The following is a 19,691-nucleotide window of genomic DNA, read 5'->3' on the forward strand; positions in this document are numbered from 1 at the left end:
CTCAGCGCTTCGCTTGCGCAGCCCGCAGGCCGTTCAAAATCACGATGACTTCGGCGACCTCGTGAACCAACACGACGGCGGCCAGGCCCAGCACGCCGCTGATCGCCAGCGGCATCAACACGATGATGATGGCCAGAGACAGCACGATGTTTTGGTTGATGATCCTGCTGCCTCGGCGGGCGTGCTGCAGCGCCTGCGGGATCAGCCGGAGGTCGTGGCCGGTGAAGGCGACGTCAGCGGACTCGATCGCGGCGTCAGAACCGGTCGCTCCCATCGCGATGCCCACCGTCGCGCCCGCCAATGCTGGAGCGTCGTTGATGCCGTCGCCGATCATCGCCGTCGGCGTCTTGGAGGAGAGTTCGGCGACGATGCTTGCCTTGTCCTCTGGGCGCAGCTCGGCGCGCACGTCGTCGATTCCGGCGATTGCAGCCAGCGCCCGGGCGGTGCGAGTGTTGTCGCCGGTGAGCATGCTCACTTCCACGCCGTTGGCGTGCAGGGTCTGCACGGCTTCGGGTACCTCGGGCCGCAGCTCGTCGCGGACCCCGATCGCCCCGGCTAGGGCGCCATCGACGGTGACCAAGACGCAGGTCTGGCCCTCGGACTCCATGCGCTCAACGTCTGCCTTCAGTGGCCCGGTATCGATCCACCGGGGGCTGCCCACCAGCACCCGTCGGCCTTCGACGGTGCCGCCGATGCCGTGTCCGGCTTCCTCGCTGATGTCTAGGGCGGCGGGTGCTTCGGGCCCCGCTGCCGCGATCGCCGCGGCGAGAGGGTGCGTCGACTGCTGCTCAACTGCTGCCGCGAAGGCAAGCACCTGCGCCCGATCGAATCCGTCTGCCGGGACCACGCCGGTAACCTCGGGCTGGTTGCCAGTGAGGGTTCCGGTCTTGTCCACCGCCAGGTGACGGATGCCGCCGAGCCGCTCGAACGCCGCGCCGGACTTGATGACCACGCCAAACTGGCTGGCCGCGCCGATCGCGGCCACGACCGTCAGCGGCACGGAGATTGCTAGCGCGCACGGCGACGCTGCGACCAGAACCACCAACGCACGCGTGATCCACGTCTCGGGGTCGCCCAGCAGCGAGCCGATCACGCCGACCAGCACTGCCAGGATCATCACTCCGGGCACTAGGGGTTGGGCAATCCGGTCGGCGATCCGGGCGCGGTCGCCCTTTTCCGCCTGCGCCTGCTCGACCAGGTCCACGAGTGTGGTCAGTGAGTTGTCCGTTCCAGCTGCGGTCGTTTCGACCTCCAGCGCACCGGCGGAGTTGATCGCTCCCGCGGGGACCTCGTCGCCGGGCGCAACCTCCTCCGGAATGGATTCTCCGGTGATCGCTGAGGTGTCAAGGCTGGAGCGCCCAGACCGAATGATGCCGTCCGTGGCGATCCGCTCCCCGGGGCGCACGAGCATCAGCTCACCAGCCACGAGGTTCTTCGCTGCGACCTCGACCGCCGTGCCGTCGCGTAGCACCGTCGCGGTTTGCGGTACCAACTTCAACAGTGCCCGCAGTCCGCCCTGGGCCCGGTCCATCGCCTTGTCTTCCAGTGCCTCGACGATCGAGTATAGGAACGCTAGCGCCGCGGCCTCTCCGACGAAGCCGAGGATCACCGCACCAACCGCGCTGATCGTCATCAGCAGGCCAATGCCGAGCTTGCGCTTCGTGACAAGGTTCCGGATCGCTCCAGGCGCGAACGTGTATGCGCCCAACAGCAGGCCGACCCAGAACAGTACTGTCGCGGGTGTCTCCAGCCCGGACCAGTCCAACGCCAGGCCTATGCAGAGGGCTACGCCGGAGAAGATCGGCAGTAGCAACTCGGGGTCCTTCCACCATGGCCGATCGAGCTCTTCGATCTCCGTGGCGGGTTCGTGTTCGCACCCACACGCCGAGCTCATGCGTCCGCTCCCTTTTCGCCGCAGCCGGGCACCGAACACTCAGGGTCGATGCAGGGGGCGTTTTCGTCGACAGCCAACTTCGCGTTCACCAGCGCGTCGAGCGCTGCCGCGAGGTGCGGATCGGCGATTTCGTAGCGGGTCTTGCGGCCCTCTGGCTCGGCGACGACGATGCCGCAGTCGCGCAGGCAGGTCAGGTGGTTCGAGACGTTCGAGCGGGTCAGATTCAAGCTGTCCGAGAGCACGGCCGGGTAGCTCGGGCCGTCGAGTAGGGTCATCAGGATTCTGGAACGCGTCGGATCCGCCATGGCCCGGCCGAGCCGGTTCATGACGTCGAGGCGTGAAGCAATGGTCAGCATGTGCTGAACTATACATCATTCACTGAACTATTCAACACGCACTGAACTGACATTGGAGCGAAGAGCTTGCGACTTGCGGGAATTAGTCGATGAGATAGCCGGTAGCTGGGCCTTCGCGGTTCGGCAGCCAACCCAACGCGGGGGCGACGTGCGTGGCGAAGCTGTCCAAGATCTTCACGTTGACGTCCACGCCCATCCCGGTGGGGATGGTGATGAGCAGGGTGTCGGCGGACATGACGGCGGCGTCGGCTTTGAGCTGCTCAATGAGCTTGTCCGGCTCGGCGACGTAGGTGCGGTCGAAGGTGGAGGCGCCGACGTCAGGCAGCGTGCCCACCTGGTCGGAGCCGGAGGCCTGCATGCCGAACAACTGCATGTCCGCGCCGTCGACGATGGGGAAGATAGAGCGGGACACCGACACGCGCGGCGTCCAATCGTGGCCCGCCTCCTTCCACGCGGCGCGGTAGCGGCTGATCTGATCCGCCTGGATTTCGCCCAGGGTCTCGGCGGTGGTCTCGGAGACCAGGGTGGAGGATATCAGGTTGAGCCCGTCCTTGGCGGCCTGTTCCGCCGAGGTGCGGGTGCCGGAGCCGTAGAAAATGTGTTTGCGCAGCTCCGGCGCCATGGGGAAGACCGGCAGGGCGGAGCCGGGATGGAACATCTTGGGGTACTGCCGGTCCAGCGGTGCGGCGGTGGCGAACCCGTTGCCGTCCACTGCAGCCATGAACGCCTCGAGGTGGGCTCGTGCCACGTCCGCGCCGTTGGGAGTTTCGCCCTTATAGCCGAAGGCCTCCCAGCCGCGGTCAGCCACCTCCGGGGCGCCGCGCGAGACGCCCAGGGCCACGCGGCCACCGGAAATTTGGTACAGCGACGCGGCCTCTTCGGCGAGGTAGAGTGGGTTTTCATAGCGTATGTCGATGACACCGGTGCCCACCTCGATGTGATTGGTGGTGGCCGCGACAGCACCCAGCAGTGGCATCGGGGCGGAGGCCTGTGGCACGAAATGGTGGAAACGGAAGGACGCGTTGTTCACGCCGATTTCGTCCGCGGCCTGGGCGACCTCCAGATGAGTCTTGGCGATCTTTTCCGCAGATGGCCCGCACTGGCCGCCGAAGGCGTAATGCCGAAGCTTAAGAATCCGAACGCTTTCATTGGATAACACTCTTTTTGATGGTGTTAACGAGAGAGTAACTTTGCAACGAGATACCGTGGAGTTCAGGTTTAACGTTTAACGTTATTGACGCTTCGCGTTATAGAGGGGGTAGGGTGGAGTGCGATCCAGTCCTTCGCCGACAAGGATACTGAGCGTCTGTGGAATCGAGAGTGGGTGCGCTCAATCGATTCTCGCATTCACTCGGTGGCGCTGAGGAAACTGCGTCAGCTTGGTTACGTGCAGATCTTGGATGAGCTTCGAATTCCGCCGGGGAACCGGCTCGAAGCCCTAAAGGGTGATCGCAAGGGTCAACATAGTATTCGAACAACGACCAGTGGCGGATCTGTTTTCGGTGGACCGCAGCTGGACCAGAGGAGGTTGAGATCGTTGACTACCACTGACAAGCTGCCCCAGTACACCCGGGAGAAATTCTCATGGAGGATCTCTTGAAGGAAATGGGAATTTCGCAGAACAAACTCGCCGTCTCCATCGGCGTTCCGCCCCGCCGGATCAATGAGATCGTCCACGAAAAGCGGGCTGTCACCGCCGATACTGCCCTTCGTTTGGCGAAGTACTTTGGAATGAGCCCGCAGTTCTGGCTCGGGTTGCAGACCCAGTACGACCTGGATGTGGCAGAGGATAGGATCTTCGCTGAAATCGAGCAGATTCAGCCCGTCCAAGCTATCCCGGCGTAGCGTTTCTCCCCGGTCCAGACGCGTCGTCCGAGATCGGGGTGGTGACGACGTCATGCTCGTCTCCACCATGGAGACCCTTCTCATCGGGGGCCTGGAGCCGCCGCAGAATCGTCGGCGAGGTGATGGCTTCAACGCTACTGAGTTCATTCAGACGACGGACACTGAAGTAGAACTTTGCCGTGCCACGCAGTTCTTGCTCGACCTCAAGAACTCAAAACAATCGAAAGTTTGGGCCTTTCGGAGCGCTCTTCCTCGTCAGTTTCCCGAGAAGGTCTCTGCGAATCCCGCCGGCTTCGATTGAGTGAAACGCGTGGTACTGCAGAGCAATACGACCAAGTACCACTGTCACGCCCATATCGTGCGTGCTGCTGAAAGCTGAAATGGACGAACCAATGAAGGGGCAGTGGAAGCCGATTGCTTCCCCCCGATCTCTGGTGGCGCGTGCAGGAGGTACTTGACGCCGGGACTACTTCTCTGGAATGCCCGCACTCCAGAGCGCCATCGCGATAAGAGCGGGCTGGCCGAACAGTCGGATCAACCGTGCCCGGTCGTTGTCCAGACCGGGCATTGAGTGCTTCTCGGCGTACTGGCCGATGTTTCCTGGGTAGATCAGCCAATAGAAAGCGGCGAGCGTTAGGCCCGTGAGTTTTCGCTGCTTCGGCAGGAAGAACTCTGCTGCACCAGCGGCAACTTCAGCTACCCCAGACGCAAGAACCACAAAGTCCTTGTCCATCGGGAACCAGTCCGGAACCTGCGCCTGAAAGTCCTTTCGAGCGAAGGTGAAGTGGCCGATGCCCGCGGTAGTCATGATTGCGCCCAGCAGGTGCCGGGTGCGTTTCTGGGAGTTCTCACGATCCAAAGATAGTTTCATGATCCAATCCTCCGTAGTGGGTTCGAGGTCATCGCGGCCCTACGTCGCGATGACGCGGCTGCGCTATCTCCGTCTCAATGTAGCGCGCTCGAGAAGCCGGATAGACGCACTGCCTCACGCTCTGCACGAAAAGATTGAGCACAACCTAATAGCGAGCTACGTTTCGTGTGTTGCTGCCCGAAGCGAGCAGCAACACACACCCCACAACACGCAAGGAGACACCATGATCGAGATCGAGCCCATCTACACCACCGAAGCCATTGCCACCGGGGCCGGCCGCGATGGCCACGTCCAGAGCTCCGACGGGCGCGTGGTCGAGGACTTGGCCGTTCCCGTCGAGATGGGCGGGAATGGCAAGGGAACGAACCCCGAACAGCTGTTTGCCGCTGGCTATGCCGCATGTTTCCACTCCGCCCTGCAGTTGGTCGCCCGCAAGGCGAAGAAGGATCTCGGTGACTCCTCGGTGGGTGCGCGAGTCTCGATCGGTCGTGCCGGGGAGGGGTTCGGCCTCGCCGTCACTCTCGAGGTCGTCATCCCGAACCTGCCGCATGACGAGGCCCAACAGCTCGCCGACAAGGCCCACCAGGTGTGCCCCTACTCCAACGCCACCCGGGGCAACATTCGTGTCGACGTCACCGTCGTCGACGACTGATCGTTCCACAGCGCTCCCCAGGTAGTCCAAGCTGCCGTAGTGGGCGTCACCACTGCTGTGCCGCTCGTGAGCACCACCGCACGAAACACCGAAAGGAGTACACACCATGTCTCGAATCCTCATGATTCTCACCTCCCACGACCAGCTGGGCGACACCGGCAAGAAGACCGGTTTCTGGCTCGAGGAGTTCGCCTCTCCCTATTACGTGTTCCGCGACGCCGGTCACGACGTCACCCTTGCCTCACCGAGGGGTGGCCAGCCGCCGATCGACCCGACCAGCTCGCAGCCGCAGATGCAGACCGACGCCACCCGTCGTTTCAATGACGACGAGCAGGCCAAGGCCGCCATGGAAGCCACCGTCCCGCTCTCCCAGGTCGACGTCGCCGAGTTCGACGCCGTCTTCTACCCCGGTGGGCACGGTCCGCTGTGGGACCTGGCGAACGATCCCACGTCGCAGCAGATCATCCTGGACAGCGACGCCGCCGGACGACCGCTGGGCCTGGTGTGCCACGCCCCCGGTGTGCTGCACACCCTCACTAAGGAGGACGGAACGTCGTTCGTCGTTGGACGATCGGTGGCCGGATTCTCCAACAGCGAGGAGGAGGCCGCCGGCCTGACCGACGTCGTCCCGTTCCTCGTCGAGGACTCCCTCAAGGAGGCAGGCGCCCAGTACAGCAAGGGCCCTGACGGCGACAGCTACGTCGTCACCGACAAGATGCTCGTCACGGGCCAGAACCCCGCCTCGTCGGCTGCCGCGGCCCAGCGACTGCTCGACCTGATGGCTCACTGACACCTTCGGTTCACCGAACAACTCGCCCCGCAGGACGGTACCCAGCGCCGCTCTGCGGGGCGAGCTCCATGCTGAGGCATGGACCCTCACCGTAATGACTCGGCGGGCGTCGCTGTGTGGAAATCTCGGTCGTGACGACTCGAAGGAGTTGAGGCGAACATCTACTGTAACATTGTTTCAGTACTTTTCAGTTGGGTTGCTGGGAGGGTGTCGGTGTCGTCGTGTTTCTGTTGTAGTCCCAGTTGACTAGGGGTGTTGATGGTTCTGGGTGTGAGTTGCAGGTGGGCTGCAATGTGTGCAGGGGGGTTACTGGAACGTCTACTGAAACATGTACTGCAACATTGGTGTTTCAGTTGGTTACAGCAGGTGCCATGAGGCTCGGGGGTCTCGGTCGGAGGTGCCTTCCCAGCGGACGAGTCCGGCTTGTGCCAGGGAGTGCAGGGCGCGGCCTGCTGTTGGGCGGGCGATGCCGGTCAGCTCGGCGATCTGACCAGTGTCTCAGCAGTTCTGGGCCACGTCCCGAGCCTGGTGCACGAGCACGGCCTGCAGTGGCAGACGTCCCAGCGAGAGAACCTGCCACTTGGGCTCACGATCGCGCCACTGACGTGCCATCTCGAGATTTCCGGGGAAGACGGCGACGAACAGGGCAGCCGCGGCTCGCCCACCCAATCTGCGGGTGGCCGGACATGCCAGCAAGCCAGCTGTGACGAGCTCGGCCACACCAGAGCCGTACGTCCAGGCTCGCGGTTCACCAGGGATCTCGGGCGGGATGATCGAGTCGAAGGGTTCAGGTCGGACGAAGTGCATCGTTCCTGCGCTGGCGCACAGGCCAATGAGCAGGTGGGCGGTGTGACGGGCATGTCCGGCCTTGTCCGATGATTTGCGTGCGCGTGTGCAGAACATTCTTCGATGCTACCCGGCCCACTGGAATCGGCATGGCCCACCCTGGGAATAGCAGTGCCTATCGCACCTCCCAGTCGGCGATGGGGCCATCAATGACGCGGAACAACGGGTGGGGTGTCGGTTCTGACGTCGGCAACTGCTCGAGACGTTCGGGGCTGCGTCTGGCCAGCTTGCGGCGCAGATGCTCCAGCTCGTAGTCGAGCTGGCCACGAGTGACGTCGATGTGATCGGTGAGACGCGCGACCTCGTCGATGCGGGTGGCGTCATAGGAGAAGCCGCGGCTGGTCGCCTCGGCGTGGATGCCGTCCAGAAAGGCAGCGACGGCCCCCAGCGGATCGGTGCTCTCGCGGAACCGGTTGAGCTGCGGGTGGCGGGTGTAGCCACGGGTGCGTCCGGCCAGAGCGGCCTGTGCCAGCAGCGCCTCTCGCCAGCACGCCGTGAGACCGGCAGTGTCAAGGTACTGGGGATGCAGCGACCACAGGCGCATGATTCCCCCCTTCGGTTCGAGTGAGCATGAGAACAATGGTGCTAATGATGCTGGAGGACGCCAGGGTGCCGCCCTCCAGCGCGACAGATGCCCCAACGGCACAGTACAGGGCAGGGGAGGCCGAGCCTGGCATGGCGGGCAGGACAGAGTCTGACACCCATCTCTCACCTCGCATGTGCCAGTGAATTACTACTGTGTGAATTACCTGTGTGCTTGTTGCTGCTCGTGCTGGCTGGGCCGACGAAGTTCTGCCCACGGTTCCAGCGTCGTGGCGGCCCACGGCCCGTGTCGCCCAGGACATGCCCCGATCTGGTCGCTGTCACCATGCCTATCCAGATCGAGGGTCTATCCAGATCCAGGCGGAAGCCAGAGCCTGAGCGGGTGGGAGTGCTGGTGTGCTCGTGGATTGCAGACACATCGGTCATGACCGACGACAGGTGAGGTGAGCCCCGGGCTTTCCGACACTTCATCGACGTGTGACATAATGCTGTACGGTTGTGGCTCGCTCATCGACTTCACGTCCACTGGGCGACGATCCATGCAGGGAATGGATCGTGACCGTTGATCGACACTTCGACGGCAGCCCCAACTCAGGCCGGCGACGCAACGGCGTCGCAGGCGACGGTACGTGTGGAGCACCTGCTCCACTGTGAGATCTGTGGGTTGACGCGGTTTTCCGGCTCGTCGACCGAGGCTCAACACGTTTGATGAACCGCCCGGCCACATCAGGCTGACGTGTGGTTTTCCGTGCTGGGCGCGTGCCGTCACTCCGGACGAAAGGCATTATGGCGGTCAACAACACCGATCCTTCCACGCCCCAGAACAAGCACAAACATCACGGATTCCCGCATCCACATCGGCACCATCGCCGCAAATTGCGGGTGGAGGACGTCAACGTCGTCGATCAAAAGGTGCTTCGTGAAGCAGTCGCCGGTACGGTGGTCGGCAACCTCATGGAGTGGTACGACGTTGGCGTCTACGGTTATCTTGCCGTGCTCATCGGTCACATCTTCCTGCCGGAAGCAACTCAGACCGTGCAGAACCTGTTCTCGCTGGGTGTGTTCGCGGTGACGTTCATCGCTCGTCCCCTGGGCGGCATCATCCTGGGCCAGCTTGGTGACCGGCTGGGGCGGCAGCGTGTGTTGGCGTTCACCCTCATCATGATGGCCACGGCGACCTTCCTCATCGGTGTGCTGCCCGGATACTCCAAGATCGGGTACTGGGCTCCCGCCCTGCTCATCTTCCTCAAACTGGTTCAGGGGTTCTCCACCGGTGGGGAGTATGCCGGCGCGACGACGTTCATCACGGAATACGCACCGGACCGGAAACGTGGCTTCTACGCCTCCCTGCTCGATCTCGGCTCCTACATGGGTTTCGCCGTCGGCGCCGCATTCGTCTCGATCCTGCAGCTGACCATCTCGGATGCCTCGATGGAGGGATTCGCCTGGCGTATTCCATTCCTGGTGGCCCTGCCCCTGGGCGGCGTGGCCATCTACTTCCGAATGCGTATCGAGGACACTCCGGCATACCGCCAGGCCCAGGAGTCCGCTGCACAGGAGGGCCAGGAGAAACTCAACAAGGGCGTGGGCGGTTTGGTCAAGGCCTACTGGCGCGAGCTCATCATCGCTTTCGTGCTCGTCTCGGCAGCCAACACCCTCGGTTACGCCGTGACCTCCTACATGCCGACCTATCTCACGACCACGCTGCATTACGACGCTGCGCACGGCAACCTGCTCACCCTGCCGGTGCTCGTCCTGCTCTCCCTGTCCATTCCACTGTCGGGCCGGCTGTCCGACCGCGTCGGACGCCGTCGCGTGCTGTTCTTCGGATCGGGATCGGCCGTCGTCCTGGCGCTGCCTGCATTCCTGCTGCTCGGCAAGGGAAGTGCCGCGACGACCATGCTCGGTGTGCTGCTGCTGGCCATCCCGGTCTCGCTCTACGTGTCGAACCTGGCATCCTCGTTGCCGGCATTGTTCCCCACCTCGTCGCGCTACGGTGGCATGGGACTGTCGTACAACCTGGCCGTGGCCCTGTTCGCCGGCACCGCTCCGTTCATCATGGAGGCGCTGGTCTCGGCGACGGGTAGCGCCTTGGCTCCGGCCTACTGGATCATGGGCACCTCGGTGGCCGGATTCATTGCCGTGGTCATCATGGAGGAGTCCGCGAAGAAGCCCATGCCCGGTGCCATGCCGACGGTATCCAGCACCGAGGAGGCCCACGAGCTCATCGCCAACCAGGACGAGAACCCAGACTTGGACGTGGACAAGATCATTGCCGAGTCCGAGGTGAAGCTCGCCGACTGACGATGACATGTCCTCCCACGTGATGGGGCCAGCTCCTTTGGGCTGGCCCCATCGTCGCTTTCGGGGGAGGCCGGTTGATCAGGTGAGGTTGGTTGGGCCAAGGCGTCAGCGAAAGTGCATTTCCCACGAGTGGGCCTGCCAGGCCCTCTGCTCCTCAGCCGATGAGCCCGCTCAGCTGGGCGAGGCTCTCGATGTGATACTCGGCATCGGTGCTCAGCGCCCCAGTGGGATCCAGCAGGGCGGCCGGGCAGTCGGCAGCATGGGCGGCGTCGACGTCGATCTGACGGTCCCCGACGCACAGCACCTCATCAGGACGCAGTCCGTGCCGACCCAGCAGAAGCAGGTTCATGGCGGGTGAGGGCTTGCGGTCCACCCCGTCCGGGGCACAGACCAGGTCGTCTACCCTCATGTCCACAGCGGTGAAAAGGCTCTGCGCGCTGGTGCGGTCCCGATGCGTCGCCACCAGATTGAGGCCACCCGAGTCATGCACCTGTGCCATGATCGCTCGGGCACCGGGCATCACCGGGGCCGGTTGCCTCCGCCACCGCTCCTTGAGGTCGGCATAGGCCTGTTTCAGAACGCCGACGTCCATCTGGTGGCGGGTGGCAAGGGTCTGGATGGCATGGTCGATGGAGACCATCGTCAACTCGGTCACGGCCTCAGTCGTGACGTGATCCTTCACAGACCCGTCGGGGGAGCGCGATGCGTCCACGTGGTCATTCACGCAGGATGCCAGCGCCTCGGCGACCTGCGGGTAGGTGTCGATGAGTGTGCCGCCCATGTCCCAGATGATGTTGCGCATTGATTCCAGTGTGGCAGATCGTCATGCAACAGCGTCGACCACCCCGCCTCTGGCTCCTGCGGCCATGCCAGCTGCAGCCCGGCATAGAGTGGAGGTCTGTGAGCGCTGCGACGAAACCCGAACACGAACCCGACCCGTGGGCGATGGATGTGGTGGTGCTGCGTGACAAGCACCGTCCGGCACGTCGCGTCGACGCCTGCGAAGCAGCTGCCCGAGCGGTCGTCAGTCTGTTGGACGACCCACGTTGCCAGCCCGACGGGCCATGGTGGCAGGCGGTCCAGCACTGGGAGAACACCCGAATTCGCAAGATCGTACGCCGTGCCGACGGCAAACGCTGGACGGACGTCCAGGAGGTGGCCGGAGTCACCGTCACCCAGCCTGCTCCAGATGACGACCATGACGCCGCTGCCGTCCGTGCCATCGTCCCGGCGCCGGTGGGTGGCCAGCCCAGGGCAGTCAACAAGTTGCAGATCAGTGGCACCCGCCTGCCAGACGATGGTGTCTCGGCCAGCTCCGACGCGATCGTCACCATCGAGATCAATCCGATGATCGAGATGACGACTGGCAAGGCCTGCGCGCAGTGCGGCCACGCGGCCCAACGTGCGTATCGCATCCTTCAGGAGTCCCAGACACAGGAATCGTCCCAGAAGACCTGGGACGACGATGATGAGCAGCGAGCACAGGGGCTGCACGGTCACGTCGTTCCCGCGCCGCAGCAGAGGTGCGATCAGGTACATGGTCAGCTGCAGGAGGGTGGCGAAGCAGAGATCCTGCGATGTTGGCGTGCCGACCGATTTCGGGTGCGCGTCGTCACACCAACCGTCGAGCAGTGGCAGGAACACACGCGTCCGGTGGAGATCATCGATGCCGGGTTCACCGAGTTCGACGGTCCCACAGCCACCACTCGCGCCTACTGGCATGCCATGTGCGCCCCCGAATCCGGGGTGCATTCCGAGGGTTGAGATCATCGCCGATCCGCGCCGATTCTGCTGCGAGGAGAGATATTCTCGGCACATGACACAGCTCCTTCTCACAGCGGTCGGTGTGGACCGTCCCGGATTCGTCGCTGCGATGTCGACGACGGTTGCCGAGCACGGCGGCAACTGGCTCGGCAGTCGAATGGCCCGTCTGGCTGGTGCCTTCGCCGGAATCGTCCTGGTCGACGTCCCAGCAGACCATGTTTCAGACCTCAGTACCGCCCTTGACGAGCTCGCCTCCCAAGGGGTGAGGATCACCATCACCTCCACCGACGAGGCCTCCGAGCCGGACCAGCTCGTCCTCAAGGTGCGTCTCACCGGTCATGATCGGCCGGGCATCGTGCGTCAGGTCACGAGTACGTTCGCCGACCTTGGCGTGACGATCGACGACATGCAGACCAGTTTGCGTGACGCTCCGATGGGTGACGGGGTGCTGTTCGAGGCCGAGGTGCTGTGCCGTATCACCGGCGCCACGACCCAGGACGATCTCCAGCAGGCCCTGGAGAACATTGCTGCCGAACTCATGGTCGACATCACCGTCGTCAACCGTAACTGAGGTTCACCGGGATCCTCTGACCAGGGCTGTCTGGTGGCTCGCATCCGGCTGTGTGGCTGAACCCTGGTGGGCGGGGTGACGTATCAGCACGGCGAGTCACTCTCGGAGCGTGGGGCTCCCAGCCGCCCGCACGCGTGGCCCTGCCCGGTACGCATGGTGCAGGGTTTCGCTCCCAGCCGGTCTGTGAGTGAATGTCTTGTACCACTTGGCGCTGCGCGCAAAAATGTGTACATGGCGGCTACTGCTTTCAAAGGTACCCCTGTCACGACCGTTGGTGAGCTGCCCACCGTTGGTCAGCCCGCACCAACTTTTGACCTCGTCGGAACCGACCTGACCCCGGTCACTCGGGAATCGTTGCCCGGCCGCATCGTCCTCAACATCTTCCCCAGTATCGACACTGGCGTGTGCGCCCAGAGCGTGCGCACCTTCAACGAGAAGGCTGCCGGCCTCGAGGCAGTGAGCGTGCTGTGCGTCTCCAACGACCTTCCCTTTGCCCAGAGTCGGTTCTGTGGAGCCGAAGGCATCGAGAACGTCACCGTGGCCTCGGGATTTCGGTCCACCTTCGGAGACGATTTCGGGGTCACGATGAGTGACGGCCCCCTCTCCGGCCTGCTTGCCCGCTCGATCGTCGTCCTTGACGAGGATGGCACGGTGGTTCACACCCAGCTGGTTGATGACATTGCCTCTGAGCCGGACTACTCCGCTGCTCTGGACGCGGCACAGGGCAAGTGAGGCCAGCTCTGTTTTCTGTTCTCAGGGGGCCGGGGCCGGAGTGATCATCGTACGTTCATTGAGTTCGGGCCAGTGTGGATTCGCGTGGAGTCACTGCTGCTCAGTCCATGCGCAAGAGGTGGCTCCTGCTCTGATCGGTTTCGGCATTGTCGCTTCGGGTGCCTCACAAATTGTCCTCGAGACGCCCAAATCTCTTCCTCACCAAGTATCCTGTCTGCCTACCGCGTCCACTGGACGTGAACAGTCAGTCGTGCATCGGAGGATCTCGGCGTGATCGATGAAGGAAGTGGCCGTGCCCTCGGTAGACAACTCATCCAGTGACCAACAGCCTCCCAGTGAAGTTGCGTCTGAATCCCATGATGAACTCCAGCGTGGTCTCGACTCGCGCCACATGAACATGATCGCCATTGGCGGCGCAATCGGGACCGGGCTCTTCCTCGCCTCAGGTGCGACGATCTCCCAGGCTGGTCCGGGTGGGGCGTTGGTGGCCTTCGTCGTCATCGGCCTCATGGTCTTCCTGCTCATGCAGTCCCTGGGCGAGATGAGTGCCCTCATGCCGGTCCCCGGTGCCTTCGAGACCTACGCGACGCGGTTCGTCTCACCCTCCTTCGGATTCGCCCTGGGATGGAACTACTGGTTCAACTGGGCCATCACCGTAGCCGCTGAGCTGTCGGCTGCCGGTATCGTCATGCAGTACTGGCTGCCGGACAGTCCTGGGTGGGTGTGGTCCGTCATCTTCCTCACCATCCTTGTCGTGCTCAACCTGCTCTCGGCGCGGGCGTACGGTGAGGGTGAGTTCTGGTTCGCCATCGTCAAGGTGATCGCGGTCATCGTCTTCCTCATCGTGGGGGTCCTCATGATCGCCGGCATCATGGGAGGCAAGTCGCCGGGGGTCTCCAACTGGACGACGGGGGATGCCCCATTCGTCGACGGGTTCGGGGGAGTGATGACCGTCTTCCTCGTTGCGGGATTCTCCTTCCAGGGAACCGAGCTCATTGGTGTTGCCGCTGGGGAGTCAAAGGATCCCCGTAGCGCCGTGCCGAAGGCCACCCGACAGATCTTCTGGCGAATCATGATCTTCTACATCGGCACGGTCATCGTCATGGGATTTCTTCTGCCCTACACCAACGAGAACCTGCTGGCCGGCGAACTCACCCAGGTTGCCATGAGCCCGTTCACCATCGTCCTCAAGCAGGCGGGAATTGGCATTGCTGCCTCCCTCATGAATGCCGTCATCCTCACAGCGATCCTCTCGGCAGGAAATTCCGGGCTCTACGCGTCCACCCGCATGCTCTATGCCCTCGCCAAGGATGGCAAGGCGTCCGCGATCTTCTCGCGTACCAACAAGCGTGGGGTTCCGGTGCCGGCCATGGCACTCACCACCGTGGTCGCAGCCTCGTGCTTCCTGTCCAGCCTGGTGGGCGATGGCACTGCCTACACCTGGCTGGTGAGTGTCTCGAGTCTCTGCGGGTTCATCGTGTGGCTGGGTATTGCCGTGAGCCATTTCCAGTTCCGTCGTGCCTACCTCAAACAGGGCAACAGCTTGGACGACCTGCCATTCCGTGCCAAGTTGTATCCAGCTGGACCCATCCTTGCTTTCGCACTGTGTCTCACGATCACGTTGGGGCAAGGCTGGAACGCGGTCCGAGGGGCCGACTGGCGAGGCATCCTCGTTGCCTACGTGGGAATTTTCGCCTTCGTCGCCGTGTGGCTCATCCACAAGCTCGTCACTGGGGCACGGAGGGCCGACCTGACCACTGCAAGTTTCGACATCGACGAGAACCTCGATTGAGGGGTGCGGTTGACAGCCCCGGCCCTGGAGCCCCAGCTCTGGAAGCCCCAGTCCTGCCCGAACAGTCTGGAGGTCTCAGTCCTGCCCGAACAGATCGCGGGTGTAGACTTTGCCTGCCACGTCGGCGAGTTCCGGAGACATCCGATTGGCGATGATGACGTCACACTCGGCCTTGAAGGACTCGAGATCACGGGTGACGGGAGAGCGGAAGAACTCGTCGCCCTCGAAGGTGGGCTCGTAGACCTCCACCGGGATGCCCTTGGCCTTGACACGCTTCATGACCCCTTGGATCGATGACGAACGGAAGTTGTCAGATCCGGATTTCATGACGAGACGGTAGACACCGACCCGTGCCGGATTTCGGGCGACGATGTCGGCAGCGATGAAGTCCTTGCGCACCGTGTTGGAGTCAACGATGGCCTGGATGAGGGTTTGCGGAACGTCCTGGTAATTGGCGAGCAGCTGACGGGTGTCCTTGGGCAGGCAGTAGCCTCCGTAGCCGAAGGACGGGTTGTTGTAGTGGCCCCCGATCCGAGGGTCGAGGCACACCCCGTCGATCACCTGGCGGGTGGACAGTCCGCGTTGGGAGGCGTAGGTGTCGAGTTCGTTGAAGAACGACACCCGCATTGCCAGGTAGGTGTTGGCGAACAGTTTGATGGCCTCGGCCTCGGTGGAGCCGGTGAGTAGCACAGGCACGTCATCGGCGAGAGCGCCCTCCAACAGCAGATCGGCGAACCTGGCAGCGCGTGGCTCCGTGGAGCCGACGATGATCCGGGAGGGATGAAGGTTGTCCTGCAATGCCTTACCCTCCCGCAGGAACTCCGGTGAGAAGACGATCTGCATGTGCGGGTACTGCTTGCGCAGGGTTGTCGTGTAGCCCACCGGGATCGTCGACTTGATGACGACCATCGTCCCGGGACAGATCTGTGAGACGAGTTCGACGACCGAGTCCACGCTGGAGGTGTCGAAGTAGTTCTGGTCGGGGTCATAGTTGGTCGGAGTGGCGACGACGACGTATTCGGCATCGGCATAGGCCCGCTGCGGATCGGTCGTCGCAGTGAGGTCCAGCGGACGATCTGCCAAGTACTGCGAGATCTGTGGATCGACGATCGTCGAGTGCCCCTCGTTGACCAGTCGTACTCGGTCCTCGTCGATGTCGAGTGCAACGACGTGGTTGTGTTGGGCCAGCAGCACGGCATTGGCCATCCCGACGTATCCCAAGCCTGCAACGGCGATCTTCACGGAGGCTCCCAAAAAGTTGTGTGTGACGATGGCGGCCGTCACACTCGAACGCCATCATTCTAGACGTGCAATGGATGTCGATCCGCTGTCCGGGGCTTGCCCGCCGTGACGTACTTCTTCGCCACTCTCCTGACGCGTGGTGGAATCTGTCTGTGGTGTCTTGTCGGTGGATGCCCGGTAGTCACTGTCATACTTGGAGTATCCGTAACCATATGCCGAATCTCCATATCGTAGATTTGACAGTTTCGAGGAATCGGCACGGTTCAGGACAATGCCGGACACCAGACCTCCGGCATCCTCGATGGAGGAGACCGTGCTCTCAACCTGGTCCACGGTGATACGTCCGACGCGTGCCACGACGATGACGCTGTCCGCCAGCCGGGAGAGGATCACTGAGTCGGTCACGGGCAGCACCGGCGGGGCGTCAATGATGACGACATGGCTCTGGGCCAGGAAGGACACCAGCTCGGACATGTGCTGAGAGCTGAGCAGCTCCGAGGGATTCGGCGGGGTGTCGGTACAGGGCAGGATACGCAGCCCGGCGGTTGACGTGGTTCGCAGCGCCTCTTCCAGGGACGCTGCCCCGATGAGGACTTCGGGGAGCCCCAGTCCATCTTCGAGATCGAAATTCCTCTGTACTCCGGGGCGTCGTAGATCGGCATCGACAAGGATGACGTCCTCACCGGCAAGGGCCATCACCTTGGCCAGATTCCCGGCCACCGAGGACTTTCCTTCTCCTTGCACCGATGATGTGACGAGAATGACCTTGGAGCTGTTGTCGATCATCGCGTAGCGAAGATTCGTGCGCAGCTTTCTGATGGCCTCGGCCGCTCTGAAGTCGTCGGTGAAATCGGTTGAAATCGCTGCGACCGTCGACGAGGTCGGAATGGTGGCAAGAATGGGTTTGTCGACACGGTCGGTGACATCGTGCACCGTGTGCACACGCCGATCGGTCAATTGTCGGATGCCGGCCACGACGTATCCCAGCAGGATTCCAGCCAGGAGACCGGCGATGACATACTTCGCTGGTGATGGTGCCTTCTTCACCTGCGAAAGGTCAGCGGGAGTCATCATGACCACCTGGACTGGGGATTTCTCTCCCTCGAGGTTCTTCACCTGCTTGGCGGATTCCGAGATGACTGAATTGGCTATGTTCCTGGCCGTATCGGCGGAGTCCGCGGTGGCGGTGACCTTGATGGTCAAGGAGTTGGCCTCATTGCTGGCAGTGATGTTCGATGCAAGGGCATCGGGAGTCATGGACAGTCCGAGGTCATGAATGACCTGCTGCGCCACCGTCTGTGACGTGAACACGGTGACGAATGCCTTCGCCTTCTGACTCGCCAGCTGGGAGGCACTGTAGTAGTTGTCCGTCGAGCCGTTGGTCGACGATGCAACGGAGACACGGACATACGCCGTGGCACTGGCGGTGTACGTGGCGGGAGTGGTGAGAAGAAGACCGACACCAGCGGCAACCCCCAGAAGGGTGCACAAGAGAATCGTCACGAGGCGTCGCCGGGTCAGCTTGACGAAGTTGGTGAATTTCATGCCGTCCTGTCCGTCCAGGTGTGTGATCGGGGTTGTGTATGGGGAAGTCGCGATGCGGTAGCCGATGAGGCAGGTCTAGGGTGAGGATGAGCTCGTCGTGAGCCAACGTGCGGTTTGGCCCGGAACCGTACTGTTCATACCAGGGATCGTCGTACTGGCCCAAGGGAGATGAGGATGAGCAATCCGCCACGTTGGCTCCGGACTGGAGCCGTCCGGAACCAGGTGTCTGGGTCGACGCTCCTGTTCGTCTGTACGGGGAACATCTGCCGGTCGGCATTCGCTGCAGCGGCGTTGCGAGCACGTGTGGGGGATCGTGCCGACACGTGTGTGGTCTCGGCCGGGATTCGTGCCATGCAGGGATGGCCCATGGATCCGGGAATGGCGCGAGCTGGAGCAGAACTCGGTTTGGCCCTCGGGGGTCACGAAGCCCGCCAGGTGACGGGGAGGATGATTGCGAACACTGCGGCTGTCGTGGTGTTCGGCCCTGAGCACCGCGCATGGATGAGGCAGGAGTTCCCCGAGCACATGGGTCGGGTTTTGGCGATCGGGCAGGTGGCGCGTGGTCTCGGCATGCTCCCACGGAACAGACGACTGCCCTTGACGCAAGTCGTCGAAGCAGTCACGAGTGGTGCCCCCCGCATCGTTGACACTGACTGGATCGAGGATCCCTATGGGTACGACGACAGGGTGAAAATGATCTGTGCCAAGCGCATTCTGGCTGCTGTCGACATCCTTGCGACGCGCGTCGACTGGGGAGACTAGGCCGGTCATCTGCTCTCCTGTTCCTTGGCACGTACACAGGCGATCTCGAACAGTACGCATGATGCCGCTTCAGCCAGGACGAATGCGCACAGCACCCCGGTTGTCGTCGGCCTGGCGGCGAGCGCTGCGAGGACGCCACCAATGTATGCAGCGGTGGTGAGGCTCCTCAGCACCAGGACCGTCGCGCCACGCCCCAGGCGTCGCAAGGTGGTGAAGGGGATGGTCGACACGACCGTGACGAACTTCCAGATCATGGCAACGACGAGCATGAGCATCGTCACCGTGTCCCAGCCGGGGCCCAGCGCGAGACGCAGGATGCCGCAGATCTGCATGATGAGGATGGCTCCGCTGGATGCGACGATGAGGACGGTTGACAGCATGATGTCGGCCCTGGAGTGCCGATCGAGGAGTCTGAGCCTGAGGTAGTACAGGATTGGCGAGATGACGTTGGCGATGGTCATCACGAATTTCAGACCCGTGGCGGCGCTCGGGCCGAGCCCGTGGTAGGCGAGTTTGAGCGCGACGGGTTGGACCAGCCCTATGATTGCCGTCTCCGCCACGACCCACCACTGTGCTCCTCGAACTGGCTGGAATCCTGTCCAACGTCCTGGCATGCGGATGGCGATGGCGATGGCCACGGCAATGGCGACTCCCACATGGAGTGCCACAGTACTTTTGCAGACGAGCACGAGGACGACCGAGGCGAACAGGACGGTTCCCACCACGAGCTCACGTTGCCAGCCTCCTTGGAGTACGGCGGCGGCGCGGGCGCACTCCAGTGATGGGAGCATGAGGAAAAGCCCGACGGTGGCCACCGCAAGGTGCCCGGCCCCGAGCGCCCAGACGGCACAGCCCACGAAGCCAACGAGATAGAGGAGGGTCGGCAGCTGGGGACGATGGCCGGATTTGCCGAACAGCGGTGCCTCAACGAGTGCTGCTCCGGTGACCTGTGCCACATAGGCAGTCATGGCGAGACGAACGGCGAGTTGCCCCACCGATGTGCTGTCGTAGAGGTAACCGGCGCCGCTGAGAATGCCGATCGGGATGACTGCGGCCATCCCGGCCGAGGCGATGCTCGCCAGCTTGCTGACCAAGGACATCAACCTGGCACGGGTGGAAGTATGCTGTGCCGACTCAGTGTCCGGCGCGGTGGACGGTGATGCGCTCATGCGGATCGTGTGC

22 protein-coding genes are annotated in these 19,691 nt (G+C 62.8%); 11 read left to right on the top strand and 11 right to left on the bottom strand.

The window, feature by feature from the left end; genetic code table 11:
- Window position 1: 1 nt before the first annotated feature.
- The 3 genes from ACP8JZ_RS02360 to ACP8JZ_RS02370 all read right to left on the bottom strand — a co-directional run bounded on the left by ACP8JZ_RS02360 (window position 2) and on the right by ACP8JZ_RS02370 (window position 3,409).
- Entirely contained in the window at window positions 2-1,894 is a 1,893-nt protein-coding gene (locus tag ACP8JZ_RS02360; RefSeq protein ID WP_323457461.1) for a heavy metal translocating P-type ATPase, read from the bottom strand.
- On the bottom strand, window positions 1,891-2,250 hold the full coding sequence (cmtR, locus tag ACP8JZ_RS02365) for a Cd(II)/Pb(II)-sensing metalloregulatory transcriptional regulator CmtR (RefSeq protein WP_308613714.1): 360 nt from the start codon (window positions 2,248-2,250) through the stop codon (window positions 1,891-1,893). Before cmtR ends, ACP8JZ_RS02360 begins: the two co-directional genes overlap by 4 nt.
- Window positions 2,251-2,332: 82 nt before the next feature.
- On the bottom strand, window positions 2,333-3,409 hold the full coding sequence (locus ACP8JZ_RS02370; RefSeq protein WP_306517754.1) for an LLM class flavin-dependent oxidoreductase: 1,077 nt from the start codon (window positions 3,407-3,409) through the stop codon (window positions 2,333-2,335).
- A gap of 165 nt (window positions 3,410-3,574) precedes the next feature.
- Here ACP8JZ_RS02370 and ACP8JZ_RS02375 point away from each other — a divergent pair, with 165 nt between their 5' ends.
- From ACP8JZ_RS02375 to ACP8JZ_RS02385, 3 genes are read left to right on the top strand one after another with little or no spacing between them, the layout of a single operon-like run.
- Window positions 3,575-3,850, top strand: coding sequence for a type II toxin-antitoxin system RelE/ParE family toxin (locus tag ACP8JZ_RS02375; protein ID WP_306517773.1), 276 nt, complete (start codon window positions 3,575-3,577; stop codon window positions 3,848-3,850).
- Window positions 3,835-4,095, top strand: a complete 261-nt coding sequence (locus ACP8JZ_RS02380) for a HigA family addiction module antitoxin (protein ID WP_306517755.1) — start codon at window positions 3,835-3,837, stop codon at window positions 4,093-4,095. Before ACP8JZ_RS02375 ends, ACP8JZ_RS02380 begins: the two co-directional genes overlap by 16 nt.
- A 52-nt stretch (window positions 4,096-4,147) precedes the next feature.
- Entirely contained in the window at window positions 4,148-4,396 is a 249-nt protein-coding gene (locus tag ACP8JZ_RS02385; RefSeq protein ID WP_306517774.1) for a hypothetical protein, read from the top strand.
- Between the two features lie 165 nt (window positions 4,397-4,561).
- Here ACP8JZ_RS02385 and ACP8JZ_RS02390 read toward each other — a convergent pair whose 3' ends face one another.
- Window positions 4,562-4,966: a DoxX family protein gene (locus tag ACP8JZ_RS02390; RefSeq protein ID WP_286320928.1), complete on the bottom strand. Its 405-nt coding sequence runs from the start codon at window positions 4,964-4,966 to the stop codon at window positions 4,562-4,564.
- A gap of 223 nt (window positions 4,967-5,189) precedes the next feature.
- On the opposite strand from ACP8JZ_RS02390, the gene ACP8JZ_RS02395 reads away from it, so the two are divergent.
- Complete coding sequence (locus tag ACP8JZ_RS02395; RefSeq protein WP_023035080.1) at window positions 5,190-5,618, top strand: organic hydroperoxide resistance protein; 429 nt, start codon at window positions 5,190-5,192, stop codon at window positions 5,616-5,618.
- A 106-nt stretch (window positions 5,619-5,724) separates the two neighbouring features.
- Entirely contained in the window at window positions 5,725-6,408 is a 684-nt protein-coding gene (locus ACP8JZ_RS02400) for a type 1 glutamine amidotransferase domain-containing protein (RefSeq protein ID WP_306517756.1), read from the top strand.
- Window positions 6,409-6,765: 357 nt separating this feature from the next.
- Here the strand turns inward: ACP8JZ_RS02400 and ACP8JZ_RS02405 are convergent, their stop codons facing one another.
- The 3 genes from ACP8JZ_RS02405 to ACP8JZ_RS02415 are packed head-to-tail and all read right to left on the bottom strand — an operon-like array spanning window position 6,766 to window position 7,798.
- On the bottom strand, window positions 6,766-6,894 hold the full coding sequence (locus ACP8JZ_RS02405; protein WP_084204852.1) for a helix-turn-helix domain-containing protein: 129 nt from the start codon (window positions 6,892-6,894) through the stop codon (window positions 6,766-6,768).
- A gap of 12 nt (window positions 6,895-6,906) precedes the next feature.
- Window positions 6,907-7,311, bottom strand: coding sequence for a DoxX family protein (locus ACP8JZ_RS02410; RefSeq protein ID WP_021105941.1), 405 nt, complete (start codon window positions 7,309-7,311; stop codon window positions 6,907-6,909).
- 58 nt (window positions 7,312-7,369) lie between these two features.
- Window positions 7,370-7,798: a pyrimidine dimer DNA glycosylase/endonuclease V gene (locus tag ACP8JZ_RS02415; RefSeq protein ID WP_023035083.1), complete on the bottom strand. Its 429-nt coding sequence runs from the start codon at window positions 7,796-7,798 to the stop codon at window positions 7,370-7,372.
- Window positions 7,799-8,583: 785 nt separating this feature from the next.
- Between ACP8JZ_RS02415 and ACP8JZ_RS02420 the strand changes: the two genes are divergently transcribed.
- Window positions 8,584-10,101: an MFS transporter gene (locus tag ACP8JZ_RS02420; protein WP_021104561.1), complete on the top strand. Its 1,518-nt coding sequence runs from the start codon at window positions 8,584-8,586 to the stop codon at window positions 10,099-10,101.
- Window positions 10,102-10,255: 154 nt separating this feature from the next.
- Here the strand turns inward: ACP8JZ_RS02420 and ACP8JZ_RS02425 are convergent, their stop codons facing one another.
- Complete coding sequence (locus ACP8JZ_RS02425) at window positions 10,256-10,903, bottom strand: HAD-IA family hydrolase (RefSeq protein WP_306517758.1); 648 nt, start codon at window positions 10,901-10,903, stop codon at window positions 10,256-10,258.
- Window positions 10,904-11,046: 143 nt separating this feature from the next.
- Between ACP8JZ_RS02425 and ACP8JZ_RS02430 the strand changes: the two genes are divergently transcribed.
- From ACP8JZ_RS02430 to ACP8JZ_RS02445, 4 genes are all read left to right on the top strand, one after another.
- Entirely contained in the window at window positions 11,047-11,865 is an 819-nt protein-coding gene (locus ACP8JZ_RS02430) for a peptidyl-tRNA hydrolase (protein ID WP_371415919.1), read from the top strand.
- A 52-nt stretch (window positions 11,866-11,917) separates the two neighbouring features.
- The gene (locus ACP8JZ_RS02435) at window positions 11,918-12,436 is read left to right on the top strand and encodes a glycine cleavage system transcriptional repressor (protein WP_023035086.1); all 519 of its coding nucleotides are present in this window, start codon (window positions 11,918-11,920) and stop codon (window positions 12,434-12,436) included.
- 231 nt (window positions 12,437-12,667) lie between these two features.
- Window positions 12,668-13,168, top strand: coding sequence for a thiol peroxidase (tpx, locus tag ACP8JZ_RS02440; protein WP_306517760.1), 501 nt, complete (start codon window positions 12,668-12,670; stop codon window positions 13,166-13,168).
- Between the two features lie 391 nt (window positions 13,169-13,559).
- Window positions 13,560-14,960, top strand: a complete 1,401-nt coding sequence (locus ACP8JZ_RS02445; protein ID WP_306517761.1) for an amino acid permease — start codon at window positions 13,560-13,562, stop codon at window positions 14,958-14,960.
- Between the two features lie 75 nt (window positions 14,961-15,035).
- Here ACP8JZ_RS02445 and ACP8JZ_RS02450 read toward each other — a convergent pair whose 3' ends face one another.
- Together ACP8JZ_RS02450 and ACP8JZ_RS02455 are read right to left on the bottom strand one after the other, a co-directional pair.
- Window positions 15,036-16,202 carry a nucleotide sugar dehydrogenase gene (locus tag ACP8JZ_RS02450; RefSeq protein ID WP_306517762.1) on the bottom strand — a complete coding sequence of 389 codons (1,167 nt, stop codon included), beginning with the start codon at window positions 16,200-16,202 and terminating at the stop codon, window positions 15,036-15,038.
- 54 nt (window positions 16,203-16,256) lie between these two features.
- A complete protein-coding gene (locus tag ACP8JZ_RS02455) occupies window positions 16,257-17,747 on the bottom strand; it encodes a tyrosine-protein kinase domain-containing protein (RefSeq protein ID WP_306517763.1) in 1,491 nt (496 codons plus the stop codon).
- A gap of 174 nt (window positions 17,748-17,921) precedes the next feature.
- Between ACP8JZ_RS02455 and ACP8JZ_RS02460 the strand changes: the two genes are divergently transcribed.
- On the top strand, window positions 17,922-18,509 hold the full coding sequence (locus ACP8JZ_RS02460; RefSeq protein ID WP_306517764.1) for an arsenate reductase/protein-tyrosine-phosphatase family protein: 588 nt from the start codon (window positions 17,922-17,924) through the stop codon (window positions 18,507-18,509).
- Between the two features lie 5 nt (window positions 18,510-18,514).
- On the opposite strand, the gene ACP8JZ_RS02465 is transcribed toward ACP8JZ_RS02460, so the two are convergent.
- Window positions 18,515-19,603 (bottom strand): hypothetical protein, encoded by a 1,089-nt coding sequence (locus ACP8JZ_RS02465; RefSeq protein WP_323458823.1) that lies wholly within the window; start codon window positions 19,601-19,603, stop codon window positions 18,515-18,517.
- Between the last annotated feature and the right edge of the window lie 88 nt (window positions 19,604-19,691).

It is taken from the genome of Cutibacterium sp. LaCa_286, from assembly GCF_057198075.1.